Source organism: Stenotrophomonas sp. YJH_SMC_29, from assembly GCF_059371235.1.
Genome location: NZ_JCAFUK010000004.1, coordinates 127217 through 153953 on the forward strand (window position 1 = coordinate 127217; position 26737 = coordinate 153953).

The window sequence follows — 26737 nt, forward strand, 5'->3', positions numbered from 1 at the left end:
CCCTGCGCGAGGCCGCGCATGATCCGTCGCCTGCACGACACCAACGACCTGGTGCGCGCGTTCCCGCGCGTGCACTTCGTCGGCATCGGTGGCACCGGCATGAGTGGCATCGCCGAAGTGATGCTGACGCTGGGCTACGAAGTGTCCGGCTCGGACAACGCTGACAACGTGGCGACCCGCCGCCTGGCCAGCCTGGGTGCGCGCATCATGCGCGGCCACTCGGCAGCCAACGTGCTGGGCACCGACTGCGTGGTGGTCTCCAGCGCCATCCGCGAGGACAACCCGGAGCTGATGGAAGCGCGCAGCCAGCGCATTCCGATCATGCCGCGCGCGGCGATGCTGGCCGAGCTGATGCGCTTCCGCCGCGGCATCGCCGTGGCCGGTACCCATGGCAAGACCACCACCACCAGCCTGACCGCTGCGGTGCTGAGCGAAGGTGGCCTGGACCCGACGTTCGTGATCGGTGGCCAGCTGCTGGCCGCCGGTGCCAACGCCAAGCTGGGTGGCGGCCAGTGGCTGGTGGCCGAGGCCGACGAAAGCGATGGCAGCTTCCTGCGCCTGAACCCGTTGATGTCGATCATCACCAATATTGATGCCGACCACCTGGAAAACTACGGCAACGATTTCGCCCGCGTGCAGGCGGCGTTCGCCGAGTTCCTGCAGCGCCTGCCGTTCTACGGCCTGGCGGTGCTGTGCATCGATGATCCGGAAGTGGCGGCACTGGCTGCCAAGACCCCGCGCCACGTGATGAGCTACGGCATGAGCCCGCAGGCCGACGTGCGCGCCGAGAACGTGGTGCAGGAAGGCTCGCGCATGCGCTTCACGCTGCGCTTGCCGCAGGGCACCAGCCAGGAAGTGGTGCTGGCGCTGCCGGGCAGGCACAACGTGCTCAACGCGCTGGCCGCCGCGGCGGTAGGCTGGCAGCTCGGCGTTGCCCCGGACGCGATCGCGCGCGCGCTGGAAGGCTTCGCCGGTGTCGGCCGCCGCTTCAACGACCTGGGCGAAGTGACCACCGCCAGCGGTGCCAAGGTGCGCATCATCGACGACTACGGCCATCACCCGAGCGAGCTGGAGGCCGTATTCGCCGCCGCCCGCGGGGGCTGGACCGACAAGCGCCTGGTGGTGGCCTTCCAGCCGCACCGCTACAGCCGTACCCGCGACCAGTTCGACAAGTTCGCCGCGGTGCTGTCCAGCGTCGACGCGCTGGTGCTGAGCGAGGTCTATCCGGCCGGTGAGGAACCCATTGCCGGTGCCGACTCGCATGCGTTGGCCCGCGCGATCCGCGCGCGCGGCCGCAGCGAGCCGGTGGTGGTGGGCAAGGCCGCCGAGCTGGCCAGCGTGCTGCCGGATGTACTGCAGGACGGTGACCTGCTGCTGATGATGGGGGCCGGCGACATCGGTGCCGTGGCTACCCACATCGCGGTGGAAGGCTTCAAGGGGGAGGGCCAGGCGTGAGTACGCTGACCTTCCCGCCGTTGCGCGTGACCGACCCGGCCGTGTTCGGCCGCGTCGCCGTGCTGCTCGGCGGCAGTTCCAGTGAACGCGAGGTGTCGCTGGACTCGGGCCGCAACGTGCTCGAAGCCCTGCAGTCGCGCGGCGTCGATGCGTTTGCCGTGGATGGCATCCCGGCGCTGGCCAGCGCGCTGGCCGCCGGTGGCATCGACCGCGTCTTCAACATTCTGCACGGCCACAACGGTGGCGGTGAGGACGGCATCGTGCAGGGCCTGATGGACGCCTTCGGCGTGCCGTATACCGGCTCGGACGTGCTGGGCTCGGCGCTGAGCATGGACAAGATCCGCACCAAGCAGGTGTGGCTGTCGCTGGGCTTGCCGACCCCGCAGTACCGCAAGGTCGACGCCTCGAACGTGCATGCGCTGGCCGCCGAGCTGGGCCTGCCGGTGGTGGTGAAGCCGGCCAACGAAGGCTCCAGCGTGGGCATCAGCCGGGTCACCGACGAGGCGGGCCTGGATGAGGCCGTGGCCCTGGCCGCGCGCTACGACGGCCAGCTGCTGATGGAACAGATGGTGGTCGGCGACGAACTGACCGTGGCCATTCTGGGCGACGTCGCGCTGCCGTCGATCCGCATCGTGCCCAAGGGCCAGTGGTACGACTACAACGCCAAGTACATCGCCGAGGACACCCAGTACCTGTGCCCGGGCCTGGAAGGCGATGCCGAGGACGAGATCCGCCGCATCGCGCTGGCCGCGTTCCGCGCCGCCGGCTGCCGTGGCTGGGGCCGCGTGGACGTGATGCGCGACCGTGCCAGCGGCCGTTTCTTCCTGCTGGAAGTGAACACCGCGCCGGGCATGACCAGCCATTCGCTGGTGCCCAAGGCGGCGCGCCAGGCCGGCATCGGTTTCGAGGAACTGGTGTGGCGCGTGCTGGAACAGACCCTGGAGGCCGCGCACGCATGAACGCGCTGCTGCGCATCTTCGTCTGGCTGTTGGCGCTGTCGGTGGTTGCACTGCCGGTGGTGGCCGTGGTCAATGGCTGGGTCGGCGCCGAGCGCTGGCCGCTGGCGAAGCTGCGCGTGCATGGCGAGTTCAAGCGGGTACCGGCCGAGCAGCTGCAGCAGGTGCTGCTGCCCTATGCGCGCGCCGGGTTCTTCGCGGTCAAGCTGCAGGATGCGCAGGACGCCCTGGAAAAGCTGCCCTGGGTGGAGAGTGCCCAGGTACGCAAGCAGTGGCCGGACGTGCTGGAAGTGACCCTGGTCGAGCACAAGCCGTTCGCGCGCTGGGGCACCGACCGCCTGGTGTCCGAGCAGGGCAAGCTGTTCCCCACGCCGAAGAAGCTGTCCGACCTGGCGTTGCCCGAACTGGATGGCCCGGACAGCCAGACCGGAGAAGTGATGAAGCTGTACAGCGACGCACGTGCATTGTTCGCACCAGCCGGCGTCGATGTGCGCCGGGTGACGATGGATGCGCGCGGCAGCTGGTCGCTGGTGCTGAGCAACGGCACCGAAGTGGTGGTCGGCCGTGACGACGCGCGCTCGCGCATGCAGCGCTTCGTCAAGGTGCTGCCGCAGCTCAACCGTCAGGACGCGCCGATCGAGCGCGCCGATCTCCGCTACACCAATGGTTTCACGCTGAGCTGGGGTACCCCGGCCACGCCGGCGAAAACGCCGGCGACCCCGGCCAGAAGCACGCAGGAAAGGACATGAATCGCAAGGGTGACAAATCGCTGATCGTTGGCCTGGACATCGGCACCTCCAAGGTGGTGGCGCTGGTGGGCGAGTATTCGCCGGGCAACCCGATCGAAGTGATCGGCATCGGCTCGCACGAATCGCGCGGGCTGAAGCGTGGCGTGGTGGTGGACATCGAATCGACCGTGCAGTCGATCCAGCGTGCGGTGGAAGAAGCCGAGCTGATGGCCGGCTGCGAGATCCGTTCGGTGTACGCCTCGATCTCCGGCAACCACGTGCAGTGCAAGAACTCGCCGGGCATCGTGCCGATCCGCGACGGCGAAGTGACCTGGGGCGACCTGGATCGCGTGCTCGATGCGGCCAAGGCGGTGGCGATCCCGGCCGACCAGAAGATCCTGCACGCGATCCCGCGCGAGTACGTGCTGGACGATTCGCAGGAAGGCATCCGCAATCCGGTGGGCATGACCGGCGTACGCCTGGAGGTGCATGCGCACCTGGTGGTGTGCGCGCAGTCGGCCGCGGCCAACATCAGCAAGTGCGTGCAGCGCTGCGGCCTGCAGGTGGATGACCTGGTGCTGTCCTCGCTGGCCTCCAGCGTGGCGGTGCTGACCGCCGACGAGCGCGAGCTGGGCGTGGTGCTGGTCGACATGGGCGCCGGCACTACCGACATCGCCGTGTTCGTGCAGGGCGCGATCTGCCACACGGCCTCGCTGCCGATCGCCGGCGACCACGTGACCAACGACATCGCGCACATGCTGCGCACGCCGACCCCGGAAGCCGAGCAGATCAAGGTGCGCTATGCCTGCGCCCTGGCCCAGCTGGCCACCGCCGAGGAGAGCATCCAGGTGCCGTCGGTGGGTGATCGTCCGCCGCGCCGCATGCCGCGCCACTCGCTGGCGCAGGCCGTGCAGGGCCGTTACGAGGAGATCTTCGAGATGGTGCAGGCCGAACTGCGCCGCTCCGGCTTCGAGGAACTGGTGCGCGCCGGCATGGTGCTGACCGGAGGCGCGTCGAAGATGGAAGGCGTGGTCGAACTGGCCGAGGAAATGCTGCAGATGCCGGTGCGCGTGGGCATCCCGCAGCACGTCACCGGCCTGGGCGAAGTGGTCGGCAACCCGGTGCACGCCACCGGCGTGGGCCTGCTGCTGATGGGCAGCCAGATCGAGCACCCGCGGCGGCCGTCGCTGCCGACCGGGCGCGCTGGAAGCATGTTCAAGAAACTCAAGACCTGGTTCCGCGGCGAGTTCTGACGCGGAACCCGCAATACCCGGGTCACCCCGGTGCAACACCCGCAGTACCCGCATCACAACGCAGCAACGCACTACACAACCCACACAGCCGCAACGGCAACATGACACGCGAAGGCAGGAGGCCCGACCGTCCATGCCACCGACAAGCGGATACAACGAGGACACGGACATGGCGCATTTTGAACTGATCGAAAAGATGGCACCCAATGCGGTGATCAAGGTGGTTGGCGTGGGCGGCGGCGGCGGCAACGCCGTGGCGCACATGGTCAACTCGGCGGTGGATGGCGTGGAATTCATCACCGCCAACACCGACTCGCAGGCCATCAAGAATTGCGGTGCCAAGCTGCAGCTGCAGCTGGGTACCAACGTGACCAAGGGCCTGGGCGCAGGCGCGAACCCGGAAGTCGGCCGCCAGGCCGCGCTGGAAGACCGTGAGCGCATCATGGACGCGCTGCAGGGCGCGGACATGGTGTTCATCACCGCCGGCATGGGTGGCGGCACCGGCACCGGCGCTGCGCCGGTGGTGGCACAGCTGGCCAAGGAAATGGGCATCCTGACCGTGGCCGTGGTCACCAAGCCGTTCCCGTTCGAAGGCCGTCGCCGCATGCAGGTGGCGCTGAAGGGCATCGAGGAACTGAGCCAGCACTGCGACTCGCTGATCACCATCCCGAACGAGAAGCTGATCACCGTGCTGGGTCGCAACGCGACCATGATCCAGGCCTTCCGTGCGGCCAACGACGTGCTGCAGGGCGCCGTGCAGGGCATCGCCGACCTGATCGTGCGTCCGGGCCTGATCAACGTCGACTTCGCCGACGTGCGCACCGTCATGTCCGAAATGGGCCTGGCGATGATGGGTACCGGCACCGCCCGTGGCGATGACCGTGCCCAGGCCGCTGCCGAAGCCGCGATCCAGAACCCGCTGCTGGACGATGTGAACCTGGCCGGTGCCAACGGCATCCTGGTCAACATCACCGCCGGCGCCGACTTCACCATGGCCGAGTTCGACGAGATCGGCCGCACCATCGATGGCTTCGCTTCGGAAGACGCCACCGTGGTGGTCGGCACCGTGCTCGATCCGGACATGCAGGACGAAGTGCGCGTGACCGTGGTCGCCACCGGCCTGAACCGCGTTTCGGCCAGCAAGACCCAGCGTCCGGGCGAGCGCGCACCGATCAAGCTGGTCCGCAATGCCACGACCGGCCAGCCGGAGTTCGGCGACTTCGACAACGGCGGCGACGCCGTGTCCAAGGCCGTCGGCGGGATGGGCATGGGCATGGGCCTGCGTCGTGCCAGCAGCGACACCGCGGCGGCGTCCGCACCGTCGGCTCCGGCCGCATCGGCCCCGGCGGCGGCGGAACTGCCGAACGATTACCTGGACATCCCGGCCTTCCTGCGCCGCCAGGCGGACTAAGCGGGGCGGCCCGGGGTTGTCCTCCCCGGGTTGCGCCACCATGTCCTGAAAACGCGGGCGCCGGGCCAGGATGGGCCCGGCCGCCCTGCTTCACGCGCTTTCCAGCGGCGTGCCGGTGGGTCCTGCCGGTGGCTGCCACTGGCGTTTCAGCCAGGGTAGGGGAGTGCGCGTGTTAATCTAATGTGTCACTTCCGGTCCATCCCCCATGATCCAGCAACGCACCCTCAAGAACACGATCCGCGCCACCGGCGTTGGCCTGCACAGTGGTGACAAGGTCTACATGACCCTGCGCCCGGCACCGGTCAACCATGGCATCGTGTTCCGCCGCGTGGACCTGGACCCGGTGGTGGAGGTGCCGGCCAAGGCCGAACTGGTCACCGAAGTGACCCTGTGCACCGGCCTGACCTGCAACGACGCCAAGATCCAGACCGTCGAACACCTGATGTCGGCGCTGGCCGGCCTGGGTGTGGACAACATCATCGTCGAACTGTCCTCGGCCGAGCTGCCGATCATGGACGGTTCGGCCGGCCCGTTCGTGTTCCTGCTGCAGTCGGCAGGCATCGTCGAACAGGATGCGCCCAAGCGCTTCATCCGCGTGCTCAAGACCGTGGAAGTGACCGAGGGCGACAAGGTGGCCCGCTTCACCCCGTACGAGGGCTACAAGCTGGGCTTCACCATCCAGTTCGACCACCCGATGATCCCGGCCAAGCAGTCGCGCCAGGAAATCGAGTTCTCGACGCTGGCCTACACCAAGGAAATCTCCCGGGCGCGCACCTTCGGTTTCATGCGCGACCTGGAATACATGCGCGAGCGCAACCTGGGCCTGGGCGGTTCGATGGACAACGCCATCGTGCTGGACGAGTTCCGCGTGCTCAACGAAGACGGCCTGCGCTATGCGGACGAATTCGTGCGCCACAAGATTCTTGACGCAATCGGCGACCTCTACCTGGCCGGTGGCCAGGTGCTGGGCGCCTATGAGGGCTTCAAGTCCGGCCATGCGCTCAACAACAAGCTGGTGCGGGCCCTGATGGCCGACGCCAGCGCTTGGGAATGGGTCACCTTCGACTCGCCGGCCACCCCGGATCCGGTTGAATACGCCACCCCGGCCTACGCCTGATTCCGTAGATCATTGAATTTAAAGATAAAAACGCCGCCTCTCCGGGCGGCGTTGTTGTTTCTGGCGTCGTCGACGCATTCAGCGCGCTTGGACCGTGTCAAGCCCGGTTCGAGATCACGGTTTTGTGAACCTGTTGGATCGGAAGCCTGAATTTAACGAAGTTTTAACTCCAATCTAACGACAGGCCCCCGGATGGCCGCTAGGATGCGACCCGGCCCCCGAAATGTTTCACGCCGTGGTGACACGCGCGACGGGGAGCGGAGCCGGATGCTCCGTTGCCATCAGGACCGCTTCTTCGGCTTCGAGGGAACGTCCTGCAGGCAAGCCAAGGCGTCGCGTAGCCCTTTGTGCGTGGCGGCTGAAACTGCGTGGGGGCCATTCCGGTTGTCGATCGCTGGGGAGCGTGAGGGAGTGGTGGACGCAGTCTTGATGGTCACCCTGGTGGCCTTCAGCCCGATGGAACGGGCCGCGTCGAGCAACTGGGCTTCGGCAAGCCGCAACTTGGCATGCCAGACCGGCGATTCGACGAGAAAAACGAGGTGTTCCCCGTCCACATTGGCCAGCCGGCAGCGGCTGCGCAGAGGTGGCGGCAACTGGGGGCGCAACTGCCGGTCCAGCGCGTCGAGCCACAAGGCCCGACGCAGCGGGTTCCCGCTTTTGTCCGCCATTACCGCATCCAGCGCCGGTTTCGGCACTGACGCGGGGCGAACGCTGGATTTCGGCTCAGACATGAAAACTCACTGATGGCATTCAAAAAGATCGTAATCAAAACGCGTGAAGGACAGGCCAAGGCGTCGCCGATCACGCGTTTGCGGTTCTATTTCGAGGACCGCCCCCGCGCCCTGCTGGGCAGCGTGCTCGGGGTAGGCTGCATTATCGGCCTTGCCGGCGGCATTGGCGCCAGTGCGCTGAATGATTCGCGCCTGCAGGCCAAGGTCGAGCGCCAGGATGCGGAGCTGGCCAAGGTCAAGCGCGATGCGCAGACCCAGGTCAACGCGCTGGCCGCCCGCCTCGGCGAGCTGCAGGCGCAGGCCACCCGCCTGAACGCCCTTGGCGAACGGCTGACCCAGATGGGCAAGCTGGAAGATGGCGAGTTCGACTTCAACGAGACCCCCGGCCTCGGTGATGGCGACGCCGGCGGCCCGACCAGCGACATCCCGGTCAAGGACGTCAACGCCGACTTACAGGTGCTGGAGCAGCGCTTCGCTGCTTCAGGCCGCCAGTTGTCGGTGATGGAATCGCTGATGTTCGACCACCAGCTGCAGCAGAACGCCGTGCCCTCGCGCATGCCGATCCGCAACAGCTACGTGACCTCCGGTTTCGGCACCCGCGCCGACCCGTTCGGCCGCGGCGCCGCCACCCACAAGGGCATGGACTTCCACGCCAAGGTCGGTGATCCGGTGATGGCCGTGGCCGAGGGCGTGGTCAGCTTCGCCGGTGTGAAGGGCGGCTACGGCAATGTCGTCGATGTCGACCACGGTAACGGCTACGTCACCCGCTACGCGCACAATTCGCGCCTGGTGGTGAAGGCCGGTGACCTGGTCCGTGCCGGCCAGGAAGTGGCCAAGGCCGGTTCCACCGGCCGTTCGACCGGTGCCCACGTGCACTTCGAGGTGTGGGAGAACGGCAACGTGGTCAACCCGCGCAAGTTCCTCGGAGACGGCGGCAACACGCCGGTCGGCCGCATCAGCCGCGGCTGATTCCCGGGCCGGATTCGGTTGATCTGGTAGTGCCGGCCGCTGGCCGGCAACCTCATGATCTGCGGCGGCATCGCGTACCCGGCCAGCGGCCGGCATTACCGGCAAGGTTCGGATGCCATTGCCGCCAAAGGGTTGAAACCCCTCGCGCCCGTCCCAAGCTACAATGGGTGTTGCCATCGACAGGGCGCCAGGCGCCCTGTTTCGTTTGCGGCGGACGGATCCCCAGGGGGAGGCCGGGCGTCGTGTCCATCCAACCCGGTTCCTTCAATGATCAACAGCCTGCTTACCCGCGTATTTGGCAGTCGTAACGAACGACAGCTGCGCCAGCTCAACCGCATCGTCGCCAAGATCAATGCGCTGGAGCCGGAGATCGAGAAGCTGTCCGACGAGCAGCTTCAGGCCAAGACGCCGGAGTTCAAGCAGCGCATCGCTGGCGGTGAAGCCCTGGACAAGGTGCTGCCGGAAGCGTTCGCGGTCTGCCGCGAAGCCGGCCGCCGCGTGCTGGGCATGCGCCATTACGACGTGCAGCTGATCGGCGGCATGGTGCTTCACCTGGGCAAGATCGCAGAAATGCGCACCGGTGAAGGCAAGACCCTGGTGGCGACCCTGCCGGTGTACCTCAATGCACTGGAAGGCAAGGGCGTGCACGTGGTCACCGTGAACGACTACCTGGCTCGTCGCGACGCCGCGCAGATGGGCAAGCTGTACAACTGGCTGGGCCTGAGCGTGGGCGTGGTGTACCCGGGCATGCCGCACAGCGACAAGCGCGAAGCCTACGCAGCTGACATCACCTACGGCACCAACAACGAATTCGGTTTCGACTACCTGCGCGACAACATGGCGCTGTCCAAGGCCGATCGCTACCAGCGCGGCCTGCACTACGCCATCGTCGACGAAGTCGACTCCATCCTGATCGACGAGGCGCGTACCCCGCTGATCATCTCCGGCCCGGCCGATGATTCCCCGGAGCTGTACATCCGCGTCAACCGCGTCGTGCCGCACCTGGTCAAGCAGGAAGCGGAAGACGGCGAGGGCGACTTCTGGGTCGACGAGAAGGGCAAGCAGGTGCACCTGTCCGAAGCGGGCATGGAGCACGCCGAGCAGCTGCTGGTGGAAGCCGGCATCCTCGACGGCGAGACCGAAGGCCTGTACGCGGCGCAGAACCTGACCGTGGTCCACCACCTCAACGCCGCCCTGCGCGCGCACGCGATCTACCAGCGTGACGTGGACTACATCGTGCGCGACGGCGAAGTGGTCATCGTCGATGAATTCACCGGCCGCACCCTGGCCGGCCGCCGCTGGTCCGATGGCCTGCACCAGGCGGTGGAAGCGAAGGAAGGCGTGCCGGTCCAGCGCGAGAACCAGACGCTGGCGAGCATCACCTTCCAGAACCTGTTCCGCATGTACAAGAAGCTGTCCGGCATGACCGGTACGGCCGATACCGAAGCATTCGAGTTCCAGAGCATCTACGGCCTGGAAGTGGTGGTGATCCCGACCAACCGCCCGACCATCCGCAAGGACAGCCCGGACCAGGTGTTCCTCAACCGCAAGGGCAAGTTCAATGCGGTGCTGGCCGACATCGAAGAGTGCGCCAAGCGCGGCCAGCCGGTGCTGGTGGGTACCACCTCGATCGAAACCTCGGAAATGCTGTCCGAGCACCTGAGCAAGGCGGGCGTGAAGCACGAGGTGCTCAATGCCAAGCAGCACGACCGCGAAGCGACCATCGTCGCCAACGCCGGCCGTCCGGGCGCAGTGACCATCGCCACCAACATGGCTGGCCGCGGTACCGACATCGTGCTGGGCGGTTCGCTGGAAGCCGAGATCCACGCCCTGGGCGAGGACGCGACTGACGAGCAGAAGGCGGCGGTCAAGGCCGAATGGCAGAAGCGCCACGAGGCAGTGAAGGCGGCCGGCGGCCTGCACATCGTCGGTACCGAGCGCCACGAATCGCGTCGTATCGACAACCAGCTGCGCGGCCGTTCGGGCCGCCAGGGTGACCCGGGTTCGTCCCGCTTCTACCTGTCGCTGGAAGACAACCTGATGCGCATCTTCGCTTCCGACTGGGTGCAGAAGGCCATGCGCATGATGGGCATGAAGGAAGACGACGTCATCGAGGACCGCCTGGTCAGCCGCCAGATCGAAAAGGCGCAGCGCAAGGTCGAGGCCCACAACTTCGACATCCGCAAGAACCTGCTGGACTTCGACGATGTCAACAACGACCAGCGCAAGGTGATCTACGCCCAGCGCGACGAGCTGCTGGACGCCGAGTCGGTGAAGGCCAACGTCGACGGCATCCGCGACGACGTGATCTTCGACACCGTGGCGCGCTTCGTGCCGCCGAACTCGATCGACGAGCAGTGGGACCTGCGTGGCCTGGAAGCGACCCTGGAGTCGGACTTCGGCCTGCAGATGTCGCTGACCGACCTGGTCAAGGCGCATGAGGAACTGGACGCGGAGGCCATCGCCGCCAAGGTCCAGGAGCGCGTCAACCAGCACTTCGCCGAGAAGGAAGCCGGCCTGGGCGAAGAGACCATGCGCGCGCTGGAGAAGCACGTGATGCTGACCGTGCTGGACCAGAGCTGGAAGGAGCACCTGGCACGCATGGATTACCTGCGCCAGGGCATCTATCTGCGAGGTTACGCGCAGAAGCAGCCGAAGCAGGAATACAAGAAGGAAGCCTTCGAGCTGTTCTCGGACATGCTGGAGAACGTCAAGCGCGAAGTGGTGACCCTGTTGGCCCGCGTGCGCATCCGCAGCGACGAGGAAGTGCAGGCGCTGGAAGCGGCCGAGCGCCAGCAGGCGCAGGCACGCCTGAGCCAGTCGCAGTTCCAGCACCAGGATGCCGGCGGTTACAGCGCCGACGAGGAAGCCGCGCAGGTGGAAGCCGCCCAGCAGGGCGTGGCCACGCTGCAGCGCGACGAGCCGAAGATCGGCCGCAATGATCCGTGCCCGTGCGGCAGTGGCAAGAAGTACAAGCACTGCCACGGCCAGCTGAGCTGACCCCGGAAGGCCCCGCGCAAGCGGGGCCTTCTGCTTTGGCGCGGGCAATCCGGCGCGGATTCGTGATTGCGCTGGTCGCCCTGTTCTGGGCATGCTGCCCCCATGGTTTCCCCCACCCGATCGATCCACGTTGTCGCTGCCGTCATCACCGACGCCCGCGGCCGCGTGCTGCTCAACCGCCGTACCGAGAACCGCGACATGGCCGGCCTGTGGGAATTCCCCGGCGGCAAGCGCGAATCCGGCGAGACCTCCGAACAGGCGCTGGTGCGTGAACTGCGCGAGGAGCTGGGCATCGAGGCCGATGTCGGGCCGTGGCTGATGGACGTGCCGCAGCGCTACCCCGACAAGCACCTGACCCTGGAAGTGCGCCATGTGCGCAGCTGGAAGGGCACCCCGCGTGGCCGCGAGGGCCAGGCGATCACCTGGGTGGCGCAGGACAAGCTGGGCCGCTACTCGATGCCGCCGGCCGACCTGCCGGTGGTGGCCGCCTTGCGCCAACCGGACCGCTACCTGATCACCCCGGCACCGGCCGATGATGCCAGCGGCGTGCAGCACTGGCATGACTGCCTGCAGCGCGCGGTCGCGGCGGGCCAGCAGCGCATCCAGCTGCGCCTGCCGCCGGAACACCCGCAACGGCAGTCGATGATCGAACAGGCCGTGCGCGCGCATCGTCGCGGCGTGCAGTGGCTGCTGAACCGCGATATCGCGCTGGCACGCTCACTGGGCGTGGGGGTGCACCTGGGCAGCGAGCAGCTGCGGGACCTGCAGGAACGGCCCTTGCCGGAGGGGCAGCTGGTCGCCGCGTCCTGCCATGACCTGGACCAGCTGCAGGCGGCGCAGCGGCTGGGCTGCGACTTCGCAGTGCTCGGCCCGGTGCAGGCCACGGCCAGCCACCCCGGGGCAGCGCCGCTGGGCTGGGAGGCCTTCGCCGCACTGCGTGCGCAGGTGTCGCTGCCGATCTACGCCCTGGGCGGCATGGCCGCGGGACACATCACCGAAGCCCGCCGCCATGGTGGGCAGGGGATCGCCGCCATCCGCGGGCTGTGGCCAACGTAACGCCGCGCACGCGGGGTCAGATCCCTGCGCAGCAGGCCTCTGACCCCATGGCCGAGATCCGGGGTCAGAGCCCTTCCGCTGGAAAGGATCCAGCCCCGTCCGATCACAACGTGATCCAGAAACATCCGTATTGCCGCCGCAACCCCAGCACGGTCGAAGCGCGCGACACGCTGCCGGGCAGCGTCTGTTCCAGGCGCAGGCCGATCGGATGGCGCGCCGGCGGCGGCTCGGGGTCGGATTCCTGCGCCGCAGCGCTCTGACCGTCCTCCTGCGAGGCCGCCAGCCCCTGTGACGGATACACCGGCACCACGTCCACCAGCGGCCGCCGCGCCAACGATTCCAACTGGCCGAGGATGCGCTGTGCGCCCACGTCGGAAACCGCGCCCCACAGGTACAGGGAGGACAGCCGGTTCACATCGTTGCTGACGATGCCGGTACGCAGCGCCTCCACCAGTTCGCTCAGCCGCCGCGGGCAGCGCGCACCCAGGGTGTCGCGCGGCGGGGTGTTGCCGGCGGGCGCGGGCGGTGGCAATCGTGATCGGGCGCCGACGCTGTCGCAGGGCCGGTCGGTATACACGCTCTGGCCCTGCGCATCGGTGCAGCGGTTCAAGCGCGTGGACTGCGCATGGACAACGCTCGATGCCGAGCACAACGACAGCAGCAACAGCAGGAAGGAAAGCCGGTTCATCGCCGCAGGGTAGCGCCGATCGTGGCCAGATGGCGTGCTTTCAGCCGTGCAGCAGCTTCAACACCGACGTGGTCGGCTTGGCCAGGTTCAAGGTGTAGAAGTGCAGGCCCGGCGCGCCGCCCTCGACCAGGCGTTGGCACAGCCTGGCCACCACTTCGGTACCGAACGCGCGCACCGATTCGGCGTCATCGCCATAGGCCTGCATCTTGCGGCTGATCCAGCGCGGAATTTCCGCACCGCACTGTTCGGAAAAGCGGCGCAGCTGGCTGAAGTTGGCGATCGGCATGATGCCGGGCGTGATCGGCACCTGCACGCCGAGCCGGCGCACGGCATCGACGAAATGGAAATACGCATCCGGGTTGTAGAAATACTGGGTGATCGCCGCGTCGGCGCCGGCATCGATCTTGGCCTTGAAGTGCTTCAGGTCGGCCAGTGCATCGGAGGCCTGTGGGTGGGTCTCCGGGTAGGCGCCGACCTCGATGCGGAAGGCATCGCCGTGCTCGGCGCGGATGAACTCGATCAGCTCGGCGGCATAGCGCATGTCGCCGGGGAAGCCCATGCCGGAGGGCAGGTCGCCACGCAGCGCGACCAGGCGATGGCAGCCGATGGCGCGGTACAGCTTGAGCAGTTCGCGGATTTCCTGGCGGGTGCCGCCGACGCAGGACAGATGCGGTGCCGCCTCGAAGCCGTGGTGCTGGTTGAGGTGGCGCACGGTCTCGGAGGTGTAGCTGAGGGTCGAGCCACCGGCACCGAAGGTACAGGACACGTACTCGGGGCTGTAGTCCTTCAGCCTGGCCGCGGCGCGGTCCAGCTGGCTGCGCTGTTCGTCGGTCTTGGGCGGATAGAACTCGAAGCTGATGGCAGTCATGGCACGGGCGGCGGCGGCGGGTGCGGATCAGTATATCGCTTCATCAAGATGGATGTGCTATGGCGGTGTGAGGGCGGCTCGTCCGGGGCACGCGACCGTTCGCGGCGGCGACCGGCCGTTGCTCCGGAATCACAACCGGCGGCCTTGCGCCGGCGCCACGCTGTTCCCATCCCGGCAGCACCCACCCGACGAAGGAGCAGACGATGAAGATCTTGCTGGCACTCTGGTACGCAATGAACGCCCTGGCCCGGCTGGCGATGATCGGCATGGCGATGGCCGTGCTGGGCTCAGGTTCCGCACATGCCGCCACCGGCGCGAGCGCTGGCAAGGTGCAGGTCGAGGTGGTCGGCAAGGGCCGCCCGCTGCTGATGATCCCCGGTCTCAACAGCAGCGCCGAGGTCTGGCGCGGGACCTGCCGGGCCCTCAAGGATGTGCAGTGCCACCTGGTACAGCTGCCGGGGTTTGCCGGCGCCGCGCCGGCAGACCCGCGGCCGGCGGATTTCCTTCCGGCCATGCGCGACCAGCTGCTGGCCTATGTGCATGACCAGAAGCTGGACCATCCGGCGGTGATCGGCCACAGCCTGGGGGGCCTGTTGGGCCTGCAGATGGCGCAGGCCGAGCCGACGGCGGTCAGCGCACTGGTGGTGGTCGATGCACTGCCGTTCCTGCCTGCGGCGCGTGACCCGAGTGCCACGGCGGACAGCGTGCGGCCAATGGCTGCCCAGCTGCGCAAGGGCATGCTGGCCGCGGACGCAGTGCAATGGCAGGCGCAGCTGAAGGCCGGCCTGCCGGGCCTGACCCGCGATACGCAGCGCCAGGCCGAACTGGGTCGTTGGGGCGACTCCAGCGACCGCCAGACCACGGCCGATGCCATGCATGCGGTCATGACCACCGACCTTCGCGACAGCATTGCGTCGATCACCGCACCGACACTGGTGCTCGGCAGCTGGGCCGGCTACCAGCCGATGGGCGGCACCGAGGAAAGCACCCGTGCCGTCTTCCAGGCCCAGTACGCGAAGCTGCAGGGCGTGCAGATCGCGATGAGCGCGCAGGGTTTCCATTTCCTGATGTGGGATGATCCGCGCTGGCTGCACGGGCAGGTGCAGGCCTTCCTCGACCGCCACCCCTGAGTTTCACCACGCCTCGGAATGGACATGCCGGCTTCCTCCTCGACGGTACGCTTCTGGCTGCTCAATGCACTGGTATGGGCGCTTTATGGCGCCGCGGGACTTGGCTTGCGGCATGCCTATCTCGCCGACGCCGGAAGTGCGGGTGCATTGATCACGGTCGGCCTGGCGCTGACCCTGTTCGCGTGCAGCGGCGGCATCCGCGCCCTGGCCCTGCGCGCCGGCTGGTGGTCGCGCGGGACCGCCGGGTTGCTGCTGCGGCTGGCGCTGTCGGTGGGCGTAGGCGCTGCGTTGGCACAGTTGCTGGTGAACATCACATTGCACGCAGCGCTGGCCTGGGGATGGGTGGACATCGGTCGCCAGGTGGCCGACTTCAGCCCCAAGGCGCTGCTGCTCTACTGGTACACCACCGCGGTGATGCTGGCACTGTGGACCGCGCTCTGGGCAAGCCTGCACAGCCTTCGCCGCGTACGCGGCGCCGAACTGGCACGCCTGCGCGCCGAAGCCGAACGCAGTGCGCTGGAACGTGACGCGCTGCGTGCGCGGCTCAATCCGCACTTCATGTTCAATGCGCTGAACAACCTGCGCGCGCTGATCCTGGAAGATCCCGAGCGTGCGCGCGACATGGTCACGCGGCTGTCGCGCACGCTGCGCCAGGCGCTGGCGCACAACCGCAGTGAGCAGGTGACGTTGGCCGAGGAACTGGCGGTGGTCGACGATTACCTGGCCATCGAGGCGGTCCATTTCGAACAGCGCCTGCAGGTGCGGCAGCAGATCGATGCCGATGCCACGCAGGCGCAGCTGCCGGCGATGGCGTTGCAGTTGCTGGTGGAGAACGCGATCAAGCACGGTATCGCCAGCCGCCCCGGCGGCGGCGAGGTACAGATCCGCGCCACGCTGGACAATGACGTGCTGCGGTTGCAGGTGGAGAATCCACGTGCAACCGGCAGCGAAACCGCCCATGGCCATGGCGTCGGCCTGGCCTACCTGCGTGCGCAGCTGGGCACGCGTGGCCGATTCGTGCTGCAGCCGGTCGGTGACCGCATGCAGGCCCTGCTGGAGATTCCACAATGAGTGGCATGCTGCGCGTGTTGATCGTGGATGATGCGCGGCTGGCGCGGCAGGAACTGCGTACGCTGTTGTCGGCGCTGCCGTGGGTTCAGTGCGTCGGCGAGGCCGACGACGTGCCCGCCGCACGCGAGGCGATCGCCGCGCTGGCGCCGGACCTGGTGCTGCTGGACGTGCAGATGCCTTCCGGCAGCGGCTTCGACGTGCTGGAGGGCCTGGAGACAGTGCCGGCGGTGGTCTTCGTCACCGCCTATGACACCTACGCGGTGCGCGCGTTCCAGGCCAACGCGCTGGACTATCTGGTGAAGCCGGTGGAGGCACCGCGCCTGTTGGAAGCACTGGAGCGCGCGCGCGAGCGCAACGTAGGGGCGAGCGGGGCGCCGGCACTGCGCAGCACGCTGGCTGCGCAGGACCAGGTGTTCGTGCGCGAGGGCGAACGCTGCTGGTTCGTGGCGGTGTCCGAGATCCGCAGGCTGGTGGTGGACGGCAACTACACGCGGCTGTGGTTCCGCGACCAGAACGCGTTGCTGACCCGCAGCCTGAGCGCGCTGGAGGCTCGCCTGCCGCAGGAGCTGTTCTTCCGTGCCAACCGCAACACGCTGGTCAATCTGCGCCGTATCCGCGGCATAGCGCCCAGCATCGGCGATGGCTACGACCTGACGCTGGAGGATGGCAGCGAGGTGGAGGTGTCGCGGCGGCAGGCGCGGGAGCTGCGCGAGCGGATGGCGCTGTAGGCGCTGCCAGCGGTTACCCTGTGCAGCGGATTCCCAGATCACGCCGCGCCATGTCCATCGTCCTCACCGATTTCGCCCGTCCCCGCCTGTTCCCGCGCGTACCGCGTGGCAACACGATCCAGGACTGCACTGCCGAACAGTTCGAGGCGCACCTCAACGCGCACGCGCCGCTGAAGGTGCTGGACGGCTATGCACCGTTCTGCAAACTGTTCGTCTACGAGAACTGGACCAGCACGCGCTGCCTGACCGTGCCGATCACCGAGGCCAACCGCCCTCTGCTGCGCAGTGGTTACGAGGCACGCAATCGCGACGAACTGCCGGTGCTGGTGCGCTGGTTCGAGGGCGTGGAGTCGCCGCGTGCGAACTACCTGGTGGTGATCCTGTACAGCGCCGGGCAGCTGGCCAAGGAAGGCTCGCCGATCGAGGCCGACTGGGGCATCGTCGGCTGCATCTATACCGCCGAACCGGAAGAGGTGCCGATGGCGCCGATCACGATGATGCGCAATGCGCTGGGCGTGGAAGAGGGCGGTTCCGGCGTACCACTGGACCGCGAGGCCTACCGGCGCTCGGTCGCGTTCTGGGAGAACAACGCCAACTGGCGGCCCTGAGCGGCATTGGTCATCCACGCATCGCGTGAATGTACGGGCCGCAGTGAGCCACGCCATGCGTGGCTGCCTGGCTTTCAGGCAGCTTTCCACTCCCACCACGGGTAGTGGTACTCGCGGTCGATGGCCTGCCAATGCTGGCCGCAGTGCGTGCAGGCAACGTTGTGGCAATCGCCCCAACCGTCCTCGGCCGCCTGCAACGCAAGCAGCTGCATCTGCCCTTGTTCGATCAGGCGGCGCGGATCGAAGAACGGGTAGCCGGGATTGAGCGCGCACAGGCAGCCTGCGTGCGCCTGCCAGTACCGCAGCCGTTTCAGGGCCGCCCCCAGATGCGCCTGGTTGCTGATCAGCATGCCGCCGAAAGCGATGCCCTGGCAGCTGCGTTCGATCAGGTCCACATGCGCGGCCAATGCGTCCAGCGACGGTGCACTGAACAGTCGTGCGACGACGCGGGCGGCGTCGGTGATGCGCTCGGCGTCGCGCGACAGCAGGTCCTGCAGCAGCACATCGGCCTGCGCATCGCCCAGCCGCGGTATCGGGCGGGCAGTCCAGGGCCAGCGCATCAGCGTGCCTTGCCGATGGCGGCGAAGTGGCCAGCGGTCAGGCGCAGCAGGTCGGCCGGCGCCAGTTCCACTTCCAGGCCTCGGCGGCCGGCGCTGACATGCAGCGTGGGCAGCGCTTCGGCGCTGGCGTCCAGGAACGTGCGCAGGCGCTTCTTCTGCCCCAGTGGGCTGATGCCGCCGACCAGGTAGCCGGTCGCGCGCTGTGCGGCGTCGGCGGCGGCCATCTCGCACTTCTTGCAGCCGGCCGCTTCGGCCAGCGCCTTCAGGTCGAGCTGGCCGGCCACCGGCACGATCGCCACCAGCAGTTCGTGGGCCTCGGTACTGGCCAGCAGGGTCTTGAACACCTGGGCCGGGTCGAGGCCGAGCTTGTCGACGGCTTCGCCGCCATACGATTCGGCGTGGGCGTCGTGCACGTAGCTGCGCACGGTGTGGGCGATCTTCTCGCGCTTGAGCAGGTTGATGGCCGGAGTCATGCAGGCATCGTAGCGTGCGGCGGGGGCGTTGCCTTGACCGAGGCTGTTGTTGCCGCCCCGGGTGAGGATGCGCGGTGTCCGGCCGCACGCAAACGCAGAACGGGCGCCCGAAGGCGCCCGTTCCGTTCTTTGCATGCACCGGTAGTGCCGGCCGCTGGCCGGCACCCCGTAGGCATCAGTAGCGGTAGTGGTCCGGCTTGAACGGGCCTTCCACCGGCACGCCGATGTAGTCGGCCTGGTCCTGGGTCAGGGTGGTCAGCTTCACGCCGATCTTTTCCAGGTGCAGGCGGGCCACTTCCTCGTCCAGCTTCTTCGGCAGCAGGTAGACCTTCTTCTCGTAGCTGTCCTTGTTCGCCCACAGGTCGATCTGTGCCAGGGTCTGGTTGGCGAAGCTGTTGGACATCACGAAGCTCGGGTGGCCGGTGGCGCAGCCCAGGTTCACCAGGCGGCCTTCGGCCAGCAGGAAGATCGCATTGCCGTTCGGGAAGATGTACTTGTCCACCTGCGGCTTGATGTTGACGTGCTTGATGCCCGGGTAGGACACCAGTGCGTCGACCTGGATCTCGTTGTCGAAGTGGCCGATGTTGCAGACGATGGCCTGGTCCTTCATCGCGCTCAGGTGCTCGATGCGGATGATGTCGCGGTTGCCGGTGGTGGTGACGTACAGGTCGGCACGGCCCAGGGTCGATTCGATGGTGTTGACTTCGTAGCCTTCCATCGCCGCCTGCAGGGCGCAGATCGGGTCGATCTCGGTGACGATCACGCGCGCGCCGTAGGCACGCAGCGAGGCGGCGCAGCCCTTGCCGACGTCGCCATAGCCGCAGACCACGGCCACCTTGCCGGCCAGCATCACGTCCATCGCGCGCTTCAGGCCATCGGCCAGCGACTCGCGGCAGCCGTACAGGTTGTCGAACTTGCTCTTGGTGACCGAGTCGTTGACGTTGATCGCCGGGATCAGCAGGGTGCCGGCCTGGGCCAGCTGGTACAGGCGGTGCACGCCGGTGGTGGTCTCTTCGGAGACGCCCTTCCAGTCCTTGACCACGCGGCCCCAGTAACCCGGGCGCTCCTTGGCCACGCGCTTGAGCAGGTTCTTGATGACCTGTTCTTCGTGCGAGGACGAGGCGGTGTTGACCCAGTCGCTGCCGTTTTCCAGCTCGTAGCCCTTGTGGATCAGCAGGGTCACGTCACCGCCGTCGTCCACCACCAGCTCCGGGCCGGTCAGGGTGCCGTCGGCCAGGGTGAAGGTCAGCGCGTCCAGGGTGCAGTCCCAGTACTCTTCCAGGGTCTCGCCCTTCCAGGCGAACACCGGGGTGCCGGTGGCGGCAATGGCGGCAGCCGCGTGGTCCTGGGTCGAGAAGATGTTGCACGAGGCCCAGCGCACGTCGGCGCCGATGTCCTTCAGGGTCTCGATCAGCACCGCGGTCTGGATGGTCATGTGCAGCGAGCCGGTCACGCGCACGCCCTTCAGCGGCAGCTCGGCCTGGTACTTGCGGCGGATCGACATCAGGCCCGGCATCTCGTGCTCGGCGATGTCCAGTTCCTTGCGGCCCCAGTCGGCCAGCGTGATGTCGCGGATCTTGTAATCACCTTCGGTGGAGAAGGTCTTGGCAACAGCGTTCATTGATGTGCTCCGGTTGTGGGCGAGCGGGTGCTCGCATCTGGCCGGGCGCCGTTGTTACAAAGCCACCTTACCGAGCCTGGCCGGGCCTCGGGGGATCCGGTCGCAGCGCCCCTCGGCAGGGGAGAACCCCCATTATATCGCGGCCTCGCCATGACATCCGGATGACCCAACCATCGGCAGGTGGGCAAGCGTGCATGGGCTGTTAAGGTCGGTGTTTTCACGCATCACACAGGTGGAACGATGAGCATGCACGCGCGCCGTACGCGGCGCTGGACCGGCCTGGTCCTGTCGATGGGACTGCTGGCGGTGGCCCAGCTGGCATGGGCGCTGGCGCCGCAGCCTGCTGCAGCGCAGGCCCAGGGCGTCACCGGCTACGAACTGCCCTCGGCGGCGTTGCAGGCGGTGGTCGATGCGCCGCGCGCGCCGTCGCTGTTCCTGTCGCCGCGCCGCGACGTGGCCGCGATGATGCAGATGCCGTCGCTGCCGTCGATCCAGGTGGTGGCGCAACCGGAGTTGAAGCTGGCCGGCCTGCGCATCAACCCGCGCACGTTCTCCGACAGCCGCTTCAGCTTCGGCGAGAAGCTGTGGCTGATGAACGTGGCCGATGGCAGGGAACGGCCGATCAGCGGCCTGCCGGCCACGCTGTCGATCGCCAGCCTGATGTGGTCGCCGGACCAGAAGTGGCTCGCTTTCAACCAGGTCGACGCCACCAGCGGCGCCAACGAACTGTGGCTGGTGGACGTGGCCGCCGGCAGCGCCCGCCGCCTGGTTGCGGGCCTGAACACCGTCATCGGCAGTGGCTACCAGTGGTTGCCGGACAGTCGGGGGCTGGTGGTGTTCACCCGCCCGGCGAACCTGGGGCCCGCCCCGGCCGCCGACGGCATCCCGACCGGCCCGGCCGTGCAGCAGACCCGCCAGGACGGCGGCGTCGTGTCGATCCGGACCTACCAGGACCTGCTGAAGAACGAAGCCGATGCGCGCCAGTTCGACTACTACGCCACCACCCAGCCGGTGGAAGTCAGCCTGGACGGGCGCACCCGCGCGATCGGTGCGGCCGGCATCTTCATGGGCTTCTCGGTGTCGCCCGATGGCCGCTTCGTGCTGCGCCAGCCGGTGCAGCGCCCGTATTCCTATGTGGTGCCGGTGAGCAGCTTCCCGCGCCGCATCGAAGTGATCGACCGCGCCAGCGGCACGCTGGTGCACACCGTGGCGGTGCGGCCGCTGGTGGAAGGACTGCCGACCGGCAACGATGCCGAAGTGACCGGCGTGCGCGACATCAGCTGGCGGGGGGATGCCGATGCCACCCTGGTCTGGGCCGAAGCGCAGGATGGTGGCGACCCGAACAGGGACGCCAAGGTGCGCGACGCAGTGCTGATGCAGGCCGCGCCGTTCGACAAGCCGCCGGTGACGCTGGCCCAGCTGGGCAGCCGCCTGGCCGGCATCAGCTGGGGCCGCGGTGACCTGGCCGTGCTGACCGAATCGTGGTGGAAGACCCGCAGGACCAAGACCTGGCTGATCGCCCCGGACACTGCCAGCGCCGAACCGCGCCTGCTGTGGGATCGCGATGCGCAGGACCGCTACGCCGATCCGGGCCGGCCGCTGCTGGCCAGCGACGAGCGCGGCCGTTCGCTGCTGCAGACCAGCCCCGATGGCGGCAGCCTGTACCTGGCCGGCGCCGGCGCGTCGCCCGAAGGCGACCGTCCGTTCGTGGATCGCTTCGACCTCGCCACGGGCAAGGCGACGCGCCTGTTCCACTCGCAGGCGCCGAGCTATTCGCTGCCGGTGGCACTGCTGGACAACCAGGGCAGCTCGTTGCTGCTGAGCCGTGAGAGCCCGGACGAGCCGGCCAATTTCTTCGTGCAGTCGCTGGCCGATGCCAGCGCCGCGCCGCGCGCACTGACCCACTTCGCCCATCCGCTGCCGCAGCTGAAGGGCGTGCAGAAGGAACAGATCCGCTACAAGCGCAAGGACGGCGTCGACCTGACCGCGACCCTGCTGCTGCCGCCGGGCTACGACCCCAGGCGCGATGGTCCGCGCCCGCTGCTGATGTGGGCCTATCCGGGCGAGTTCAAGAGCGCGGCCGCGGCCAGCCAGGTCACCGATTCGCCGTACCGCTTCAATGCGATCAGTTACTGGGGCCCGCAGGCGTTCCTGGCCAAGGGCTACGTGGTGCTGGCCAGCCCGTCGATGCCGATCATCGGCGAGGGCGACAAGGAGCCGAACGATACCTATATCGAACAGCTGGTCGCCAACGCGCAGGCCGCGGTGGATGAGGTGGTGCGCCGTGGCGTGACCGATCGCGATCACATCGCCATTGGCGGCCACTCCTACGGTGCGTTCATGACGGCCAACCTGCTGGCACACACCCGCCTGTTCAAGGCCGGCATCGCACGCAGCGGCGCCTACAACCGCACGCTCACGCCGTTCGGCTTCCAGGCCGAGGAGCGCAACTACTGGCAGGCACAGGACGTCTACCAGAAGATGGCGCCGTTCAACTACGCCGACAGGATCAAGGATCCGATCCTCTTCATCCACGGCGTGGACGACAACAACTCCGGCACGTTCCCGATCCAGAGCGAGCGCATGTTCGCCGCGGTGAAGGGCCTGGGTGGCACCGCGCGGCTGGTGATGCTGCCCAACGAATCGCATGCCTACCGCGCACGCGAATCGATCATGACCATGCTGGCCGAGAGCGAGCGCTGGCTGGAGCAGACCATCGGCCCGGCCGCGCAGGGCACGGCGAAGAAGAAGCGCTGACCGGACCGGGTAGTGCCGGCCGCTGGCCGGCAACCTCATGGACCCACGCCACCTGAGGTTGCCGGCCGGCGGCCGGCACTACCAGATGAAACCATTTTTGCATCGCAGCACGACGCCCGATCTGGGATAGGCTTGGGGTCTGGATCCGTTGACCGAGGCCTGTGCGTCGCCGATGAACGAGTACCGCAGCAGCATCGAGTTTGCTTCTCCCGATCTTCCGCTTCGCGATGACGTGCGCCGGCTCGGCGCACTGGTCGGCGACCTGCTGGTCGAACAGGTATCGGCCGCGTTCCTCGATGATGTCGAGGACGTGCGCACCCGCGCCATCGCCCGCCGCGAGAACCAGGCGCCGTTGTCGGAGCTGGCCGAAGGGCTGGCCGGGCGTACGCCGCAGCAGGCCGAAACCATGGTGCGGGCGTTCAGCACCTACTTCCAGGTGGTCAACATCGCCGAGCGCGTGCATCGCATCCGCCGCCGCCGTGATTACCAGCGCGCGGGCACCACCGCGCCGCAGCCCGATGGCCTGCAGGATGCGCTGCAGCACCTGAAGGCGCAGGGCGTGACGCTGGACGAACTGGCGCAGTGGCTGCCGCGCATCGACATCGAGCCGGTGTTCACCGCGCATCCCACCGAAGCCGTGCGCCGTGCGTTGCTGGAGAAGGAGCAGCTGATGGTGGCCAGCCTGGTCGACAACCTCGACGGCCAGCGCACGCCGGGCGAGGCGGCCGCCGATGCCGCGCGCTTCCGCATGGCGCTGACCGCTTCGTGGCAGACCACCGACTCCTCGCCGGTGCGGCCCACCGTCGACGACGAGCGCGAGCACGTCGGCTTCTACCTGGTGCAGGTGCTGTACCGGGTGATTCCGGTGCTGTACGAATCGCTGCAGCAGGCGCTGCGTGATACCTACGGCGAGGAACTGCCGCTGCCGCGCCTGCTGCGCTTCGGTACCTGGGTGGGCGGCGACATGGACGGCAACCCGAACGTGGACGCGCACACCATCCGCAATACGCTGGATGCACAGCGGCAGGCGGTGCTCGGGCGCTACCAGAAGGAACTGCTGCAGCTGGCCAGCCTGCTCAGCCAGTCCACCGAGCGGGTGGGCGTGAGCGAGGCGCTGCAGGCGCGCGTGGCGCACTACCAGCAGCTGCTGCCGCAGGTGCAGTCGCGGCCGCGCCATGCGGACATGCCGTACCGCCTGCTCAACGACCGCATGCGCGCACGCCTGCAGGCCACGCTGGAGGATGGCGAAGGCGCCTATGCCGGCCCCGACGAACTGATCGACGACGTACAGCTGATCCTGGACAGCCTGCGCGCGAACCGCGGTGAACATGCCGGTGGCTTCGCTGTGCAACGCCTGCTGTGGCGGGTGAAGACCTTCGGCTTCCATCTGGCACGGCTGGACGTGCGCCAGGAATCGAGCGTGCATGCGCGCGCGCTGGCCGCAGTGCTGGGCGGCGACGCGGCGTGGGAGGGTCTGGATGCCTTGGGCCGCGCGCGCCTGCTGGCCCCGCATGCCAGCGGTGAGGCCCCGTTGCCGAAGGGCGACGACGAAGGCAACCGGCGCTTGGACGCCGTGTTCGCCGCACTGGCCGATGCGCGTGCGCGCCACGGTGGTGACGCGCTGGGCAGCTACATCATCTCGATGGCGCATGACCGCAGCGACGTGCTGGCGGTGCTGGCGCTGGCGCGCCGCGGCGGGCTGGTGGAAGGCAATGGATCAGTCCCGCTGGACATCGCGCCGCTGTTCGAGACGGTGGACGACCTCAAGCGCGGCACGGCGACCCTGCGTGACCTGCTGGCCGATCCGGTGTACCGCGCTCACCTGCGTGCGCGCGAGGACGTGCAGATGGTGATGCTCGGCTATTCGGACAGCAGCAAGGACGGTGGCATCGCCGCCTCGCGCTGGGGCCTGCAACGTGCGCAGGTGGAACTGCTGGAGGTGGCAGCCGAGGCGGGCATCCGCCTGACCTTCTTCCATGGCCGTGGCGGCTCGATCAGCCGCGGTGGCGGCAAGACCACGCATGCGGTCGATGCGTCGCCGCGCGGCAGCATCGATGGCCGCCTGCGGGTGACCGAGCAGGGCGAGGTGATCCACCGCAAGTACGGCATCCGTGCGCTGGCGCTGCGGTCGCTGGAACAGGCCACCGGTGCGGTGCTGCGCGCCAGCCTGCGCCCGCGTGCCGCCGAACCCCGCGAGGACGACTGGCGGCCGGTGATGGACGCGGTCGCCTCTGCCAGCAGCGAGGTGTATCGCGCCTTCGTTGGACAAGCCGGTTTCATGGATTACTTCCGTACCGCCACGCCGATCGACGTGATCGAGCGGATGACGCTGGGCTCGCGGCCGTCGCGCCGGCTCGGCCAGGATGCTGCGCTGGGCAACCTGCGTGCGATTCCGTGGGTGTTCGCCTGGAGCCAGGCGCGTGCCGTCATTCCGGGCTGGTACGGCGTGGGCAGCGGCCTGCAGGCGGCGGTCGATGCCGGCCACGAACAGACCCTGCGCGACATGGCGCGAGACTGGCCGTTTTTCCGCACCTTCCTGGACGACATCGCGATGGTGCTGTCCAAGGGCGATATCACCATCGCCGAGCAGTTCTCGCGGTTGTCGGGCGACCTGCACGGCCGGTTCTTCCCGCAGGTGCAGCGCGAACTGGAACTCACCCGGCACTGGCTGTTGGCGTTGATGGGCCAGCAGACGCTGCTGGACCACGATGCGCGTCTGGCATTGTCGATCCGCCTGCGCAATCCCTACGTCGACCCGATCAGCGTGCTGCAGGTGGACCTGCTGCAGCGCTGGCGGGCCAGCGGGCGCGAGGATGACGATCTGCTGCGCGCGCTGGTAGCGTGCGTGAACGGCGTTTCGCAGGGTGTGCAGAACACCGGCTGAGGTGTCGCGGTAGTGCCGGCCGCTGGCCGGCAACCTCATGATGTTTGCCGGCACGCACGAGGTTGCCGGCCAGCGGCCGGCACTACCTCATTCCTCCGGCGACGGCGGGTTCGACGCCAGCAGTTCAAGATGGCGCTGTTCCATTTCCTGGCGCAGCTGGCGGCGGATCTGCGCTGCGGCCTGGCGGCGTTTTTCGTCGGACGTTGCCGGCTGCAAGGGCGGGACGGGCGTCGGCCGGCCTTCCTCATCCACCGCCACCATGGTGAAGAAGCAGCTGTTGGCGTGGCGCACGCTGCGCTTGAGGATGTCCTCGGCCACCACCTTGATGCCGATCTCCATCGACGACGTGCCGGTGTAATTCACCGAGGCGAGGAAGGTGACCAGCTCGCCCACCGCGATGGGCTGGCGGAACATCACCTGGTCCACCGACAGGGTGACCACGTAGCTGCCGGCGTAACGGCTGGCGCAGGCGTAGGCGACCTGGTCGAGCAGCCGCAGGATGGCGCCGCCGTGGACCTTGCCGGAGAAATTGGCCATCTCCGGCGACATCAGCACGGTCATGGACAGCTGGTGGGTTTTCAGTTCGGTCGACATGCGGCGATTGTATCGGCAACCGGGTAGGGCCGGCCGCTGGCCGGCAACCGCGCGGTTGTTTCCGGAGACCATGAAAAAG

Annotated in this window: 21 protein-coding genes, 1 pseudogene and 1 riboswitch; of the genes and pseudogenes, 15 read left to right on the forward strand and 7 right to left on the reverse strand. The window is 67.7% G+C overall.

What is annotated here, in order from left to right:
* Nucleotides 1-18: 18 nt before the first annotated feature.
* From murC to lpxC, 6 genes and pseudogenes are all read left to right on the forward strand, one after another.
* Nucleotides 19-1455 carry a UDP-N-acetylmuramate--L-alanine ligase gene (gene murC, locus AC5P9I_RS06510; RefSeq protein WP_049468223.1) on the forward strand — a complete coding sequence of 479 codons (1437 nt, stop codon included), beginning with the start codon at nt 19-21 and terminating at the stop codon, nt 1453-1455.
* Nucleotides 1452-2414: a D-alanine--D-alanine ligase gene (locus AC5P9I_RS06515; RefSeq protein WP_049468221.1), complete on the forward strand. Its 963-nt coding sequence runs from the start codon at nt 1452-1454 to the stop codon at nt 2412-2414. The genes murC and AC5P9I_RS06515 overlap by 4 nt, the downstream gene beginning before the upstream one ends.
* Nucleotides 2411-3088: pseudogene (locus tag AC5P9I_RS06520) on the forward strand (cell division protein FtsQ/DivIB); the annotation flags it as partial. The gene AC5P9I_RS06515 and the pseudogene AC5P9I_RS06520, both read left to right, overlap by 4 nt.
* Before the next feature lie 68 nt (nt 3089-3156).
* Nucleotides 3157-4392, forward strand: a complete 1236-nt coding sequence (gene ftsA, locus AC5P9I_RS06525; protein WP_005408083.1) for a cell division protein FtsA — start codon at nt 3157-3159, stop codon at nt 4390-4392.
* 169 nt (nt 4393-4561) lie between these two features.
* Nucleotides 4562-5803 (forward strand): cell division protein FtsZ, encoded by a 1242-nt coding sequence (gene ftsZ, locus AC5P9I_RS06530; protein ID WP_049468218.1) that lies wholly within the window; start codon nt 4562-4564, stop codon nt 5801-5803.
* Between the two features lie 205 nt (nt 5804-6008).
* Nucleotides 6009-6920, forward strand: coding sequence for a UDP-3-O-acyl-N-acetylglucosamine deacetylase (gene lpxC / locus AC5P9I_RS06535; protein ID WP_049468216.1), 912 nt, complete (start codon nt 6009-6011; stop codon nt 6918-6920).
* A 281-nt stretch (nt 6921-7201) separates the two neighbouring features.
* On the opposite strand, the gene AC5P9I_RS06540 is transcribed toward lpxC, so the two are convergent.
* Nucleotides 7202-7651: a DciA family protein gene (locus AC5P9I_RS06540; RefSeq protein ID WP_032956682.1), complete on the reverse strand. Its 450-nt coding sequence runs from the start codon at nt 7649-7651 to the stop codon at nt 7202-7204.
* A gap of 12 nt (nt 7652-7663) precedes the next feature.
* Between AC5P9I_RS06540 and AC5P9I_RS06545 the strand changes: the two genes are divergently transcribed.
* From AC5P9I_RS06545 to AC5P9I_RS06555, 3 genes are all read left to right on the forward strand, one after another.
* Entirely contained in the window at nt 7664-8620 is a 957-nt protein-coding gene (locus tag AC5P9I_RS06545; protein WP_053462174.1) for a M23 family metallopeptidase, read from the forward strand.
* A 267-nt stretch (nt 8621-8887) separates the two neighbouring features.
* On the forward strand, nt 8888-11620 hold the full coding sequence (gene secA / locus AC5P9I_RS06550) for a preprotein translocase subunit SecA (RefSeq protein ID WP_049468212.1): 2733 nt from the start codon (nt 8888-8890) through the stop codon (nt 11618-11620).
* A 102-nt stretch (nt 11621-11722) separates the two neighbouring features.
* On the forward strand, nt 11723-12676 hold the full coding sequence (locus AC5P9I_RS06555) for a Nudix family hydrolase (protein WP_130768483.1): 954 nt from the start codon (nt 11723-11725) through the stop codon (nt 12674-12676).
* Between the two features lie 103 nt (nt 12677-12779).
* On the opposite strand, the gene AC5P9I_RS06560 is transcribed toward AC5P9I_RS06555, so the two are convergent.
* Entirely contained in the window at nt 12780-13364 is a 585-nt protein-coding gene (locus tag AC5P9I_RS06560; RefSeq protein ID WP_130768482.1) for a DUF4124 domain-containing protein, read from the reverse strand.
* 40 nt (nt 13365-13404) lie between these two features.
* On the reverse strand, nt 13405-14232 hold the full coding sequence (metF, locus tag AC5P9I_RS06565; RefSeq protein ID WP_049468206.1) for a methylenetetrahydrofolate reductase [NAD(P)H]: 828 nt from the start codon (nt 14230-14232) through the stop codon (nt 13405-13407).
* A gap of 203 nt (nt 14233-14435) precedes the next feature.
* Between metF and AC5P9I_RS06570 the strand changes: the two genes are divergently transcribed.
* From AC5P9I_RS06570 to AC5P9I_RS06585, 4 genes are read left to right on the forward strand one after another with little or no spacing between them, the layout of a single operon-like run.
* A complete protein-coding gene (locus tag AC5P9I_RS06570; RefSeq protein ID WP_130768481.1) occupies nt 14436-15362 on the forward strand; it encodes an alpha/beta fold hydrolase in 927 nt (308 codons plus the stop codon).
* Nucleotides 15363-15386: 24 nt separating this feature from the next.
* Nucleotides 15387-16433: a sensor histidine kinase gene (locus tag AC5P9I_RS06575; protein WP_130768480.1), complete on the forward strand. Its 1047-nt coding sequence runs from the start codon at nt 15387-15389 to the stop codon at nt 16431-16433.
* A complete protein-coding gene (locus AC5P9I_RS06580) occupies nt 16430-17161 on the forward strand; it encodes a LytR/AlgR family response regulator transcription factor (RefSeq protein ID WP_130768479.1) in 732 nt (243 codons plus the stop codon). Before AC5P9I_RS06575 ends, AC5P9I_RS06580 begins: the two co-directional genes overlap by 4 nt.
* 50 nt (nt 17162-17211) lie before the next feature.
* Entirely contained in the window at nt 17212-17769 is a 558-nt protein-coding gene (locus AC5P9I_RS06585; RefSeq protein WP_130768478.1) for a DUF3228 family protein, read from the forward strand.
* A gap of 74 nt (nt 17770-17843) precedes the next feature.
* Here the strand turns inward: AC5P9I_RS06585 and AC5P9I_RS06590 are convergent, their stop codons facing one another.
* From AC5P9I_RS06590 to ahcY, 3 genes are all read right to left on the reverse strand, one after another.
* Nucleotides 17844-18329 carry a hypothetical protein gene (locus tag AC5P9I_RS06590; protein ID WP_130768477.1) on the reverse strand — a complete coding sequence of 162 codons (486 nt, stop codon included), beginning with the start codon at nt 18327-18329 and terminating at the stop codon, nt 17844-17846.
* Complete coding sequence (ybaK, locus tag AC5P9I_RS06595) at nt 18329-18802, reverse strand: Cys-tRNA(Pro) deacylase (RefSeq protein ID WP_064237675.1); 474 nt, start codon at nt 18800-18802, stop codon at nt 18329-18331. Before ybaK ends, AC5P9I_RS06590 begins: the two co-directional genes overlap by 1 nt.
* Before the next feature lie 175 nt (nt 18803-18977).
* Nucleotides 18978-20423, reverse strand: a complete 1446-nt coding sequence (gene ahcY / locus AC5P9I_RS06600; protein WP_053462184.1) for an adenosylhomocysteinase — start codon at nt 20421-20423, stop codon at nt 18978-18980.
* A gap of 36 nt (nt 20424-20459) precedes the next feature.
* Nucleotides 20460-20543: riboswitch (S-adenosyl-L-homocysteine riboswitch) on the reverse strand.
* Nucleotides 20544-20663: 120 nt separating this feature from the next.
* Here ahcY and AC5P9I_RS06605 point away from each other — a divergent pair.
* Together AC5P9I_RS06605 and ppc are read left to right on the forward strand one after the other, a co-directional pair.
* Nucleotides 20664-23180, forward strand: a complete 2517-nt coding sequence (locus tag AC5P9I_RS06605) for a S9 family peptidase (RefSeq protein ID WP_130768476.1) — start codon at nt 20664-20666, stop codon at nt 23178-23180.
* Nucleotides 23181-23352: 172 nt separating this feature from the next.
* Nucleotides 23353-26064, forward strand: a complete 2712-nt coding sequence (gene ppc, locus AC5P9I_RS06610) for a phosphoenolpyruvate carboxylase (protein ID WP_074725589.1) — start codon at nt 23353-23355, stop codon at nt 26062-26064.
* Nucleotides 26065-26151: 87 nt separating this feature from the next.
* Here ppc and AC5P9I_RS06615 read toward each other — a convergent pair whose 3' ends face one another.
* Nucleotides 26152-26658, reverse strand: a complete 507-nt coding sequence (locus AC5P9I_RS06615; protein WP_005415314.1) for an acyl-CoA thioesterase — start codon at nt 26656-26658, stop codon at nt 26152-26154.
* Nucleotides 26659-26737 lie beyond the last annotated feature (79 nt).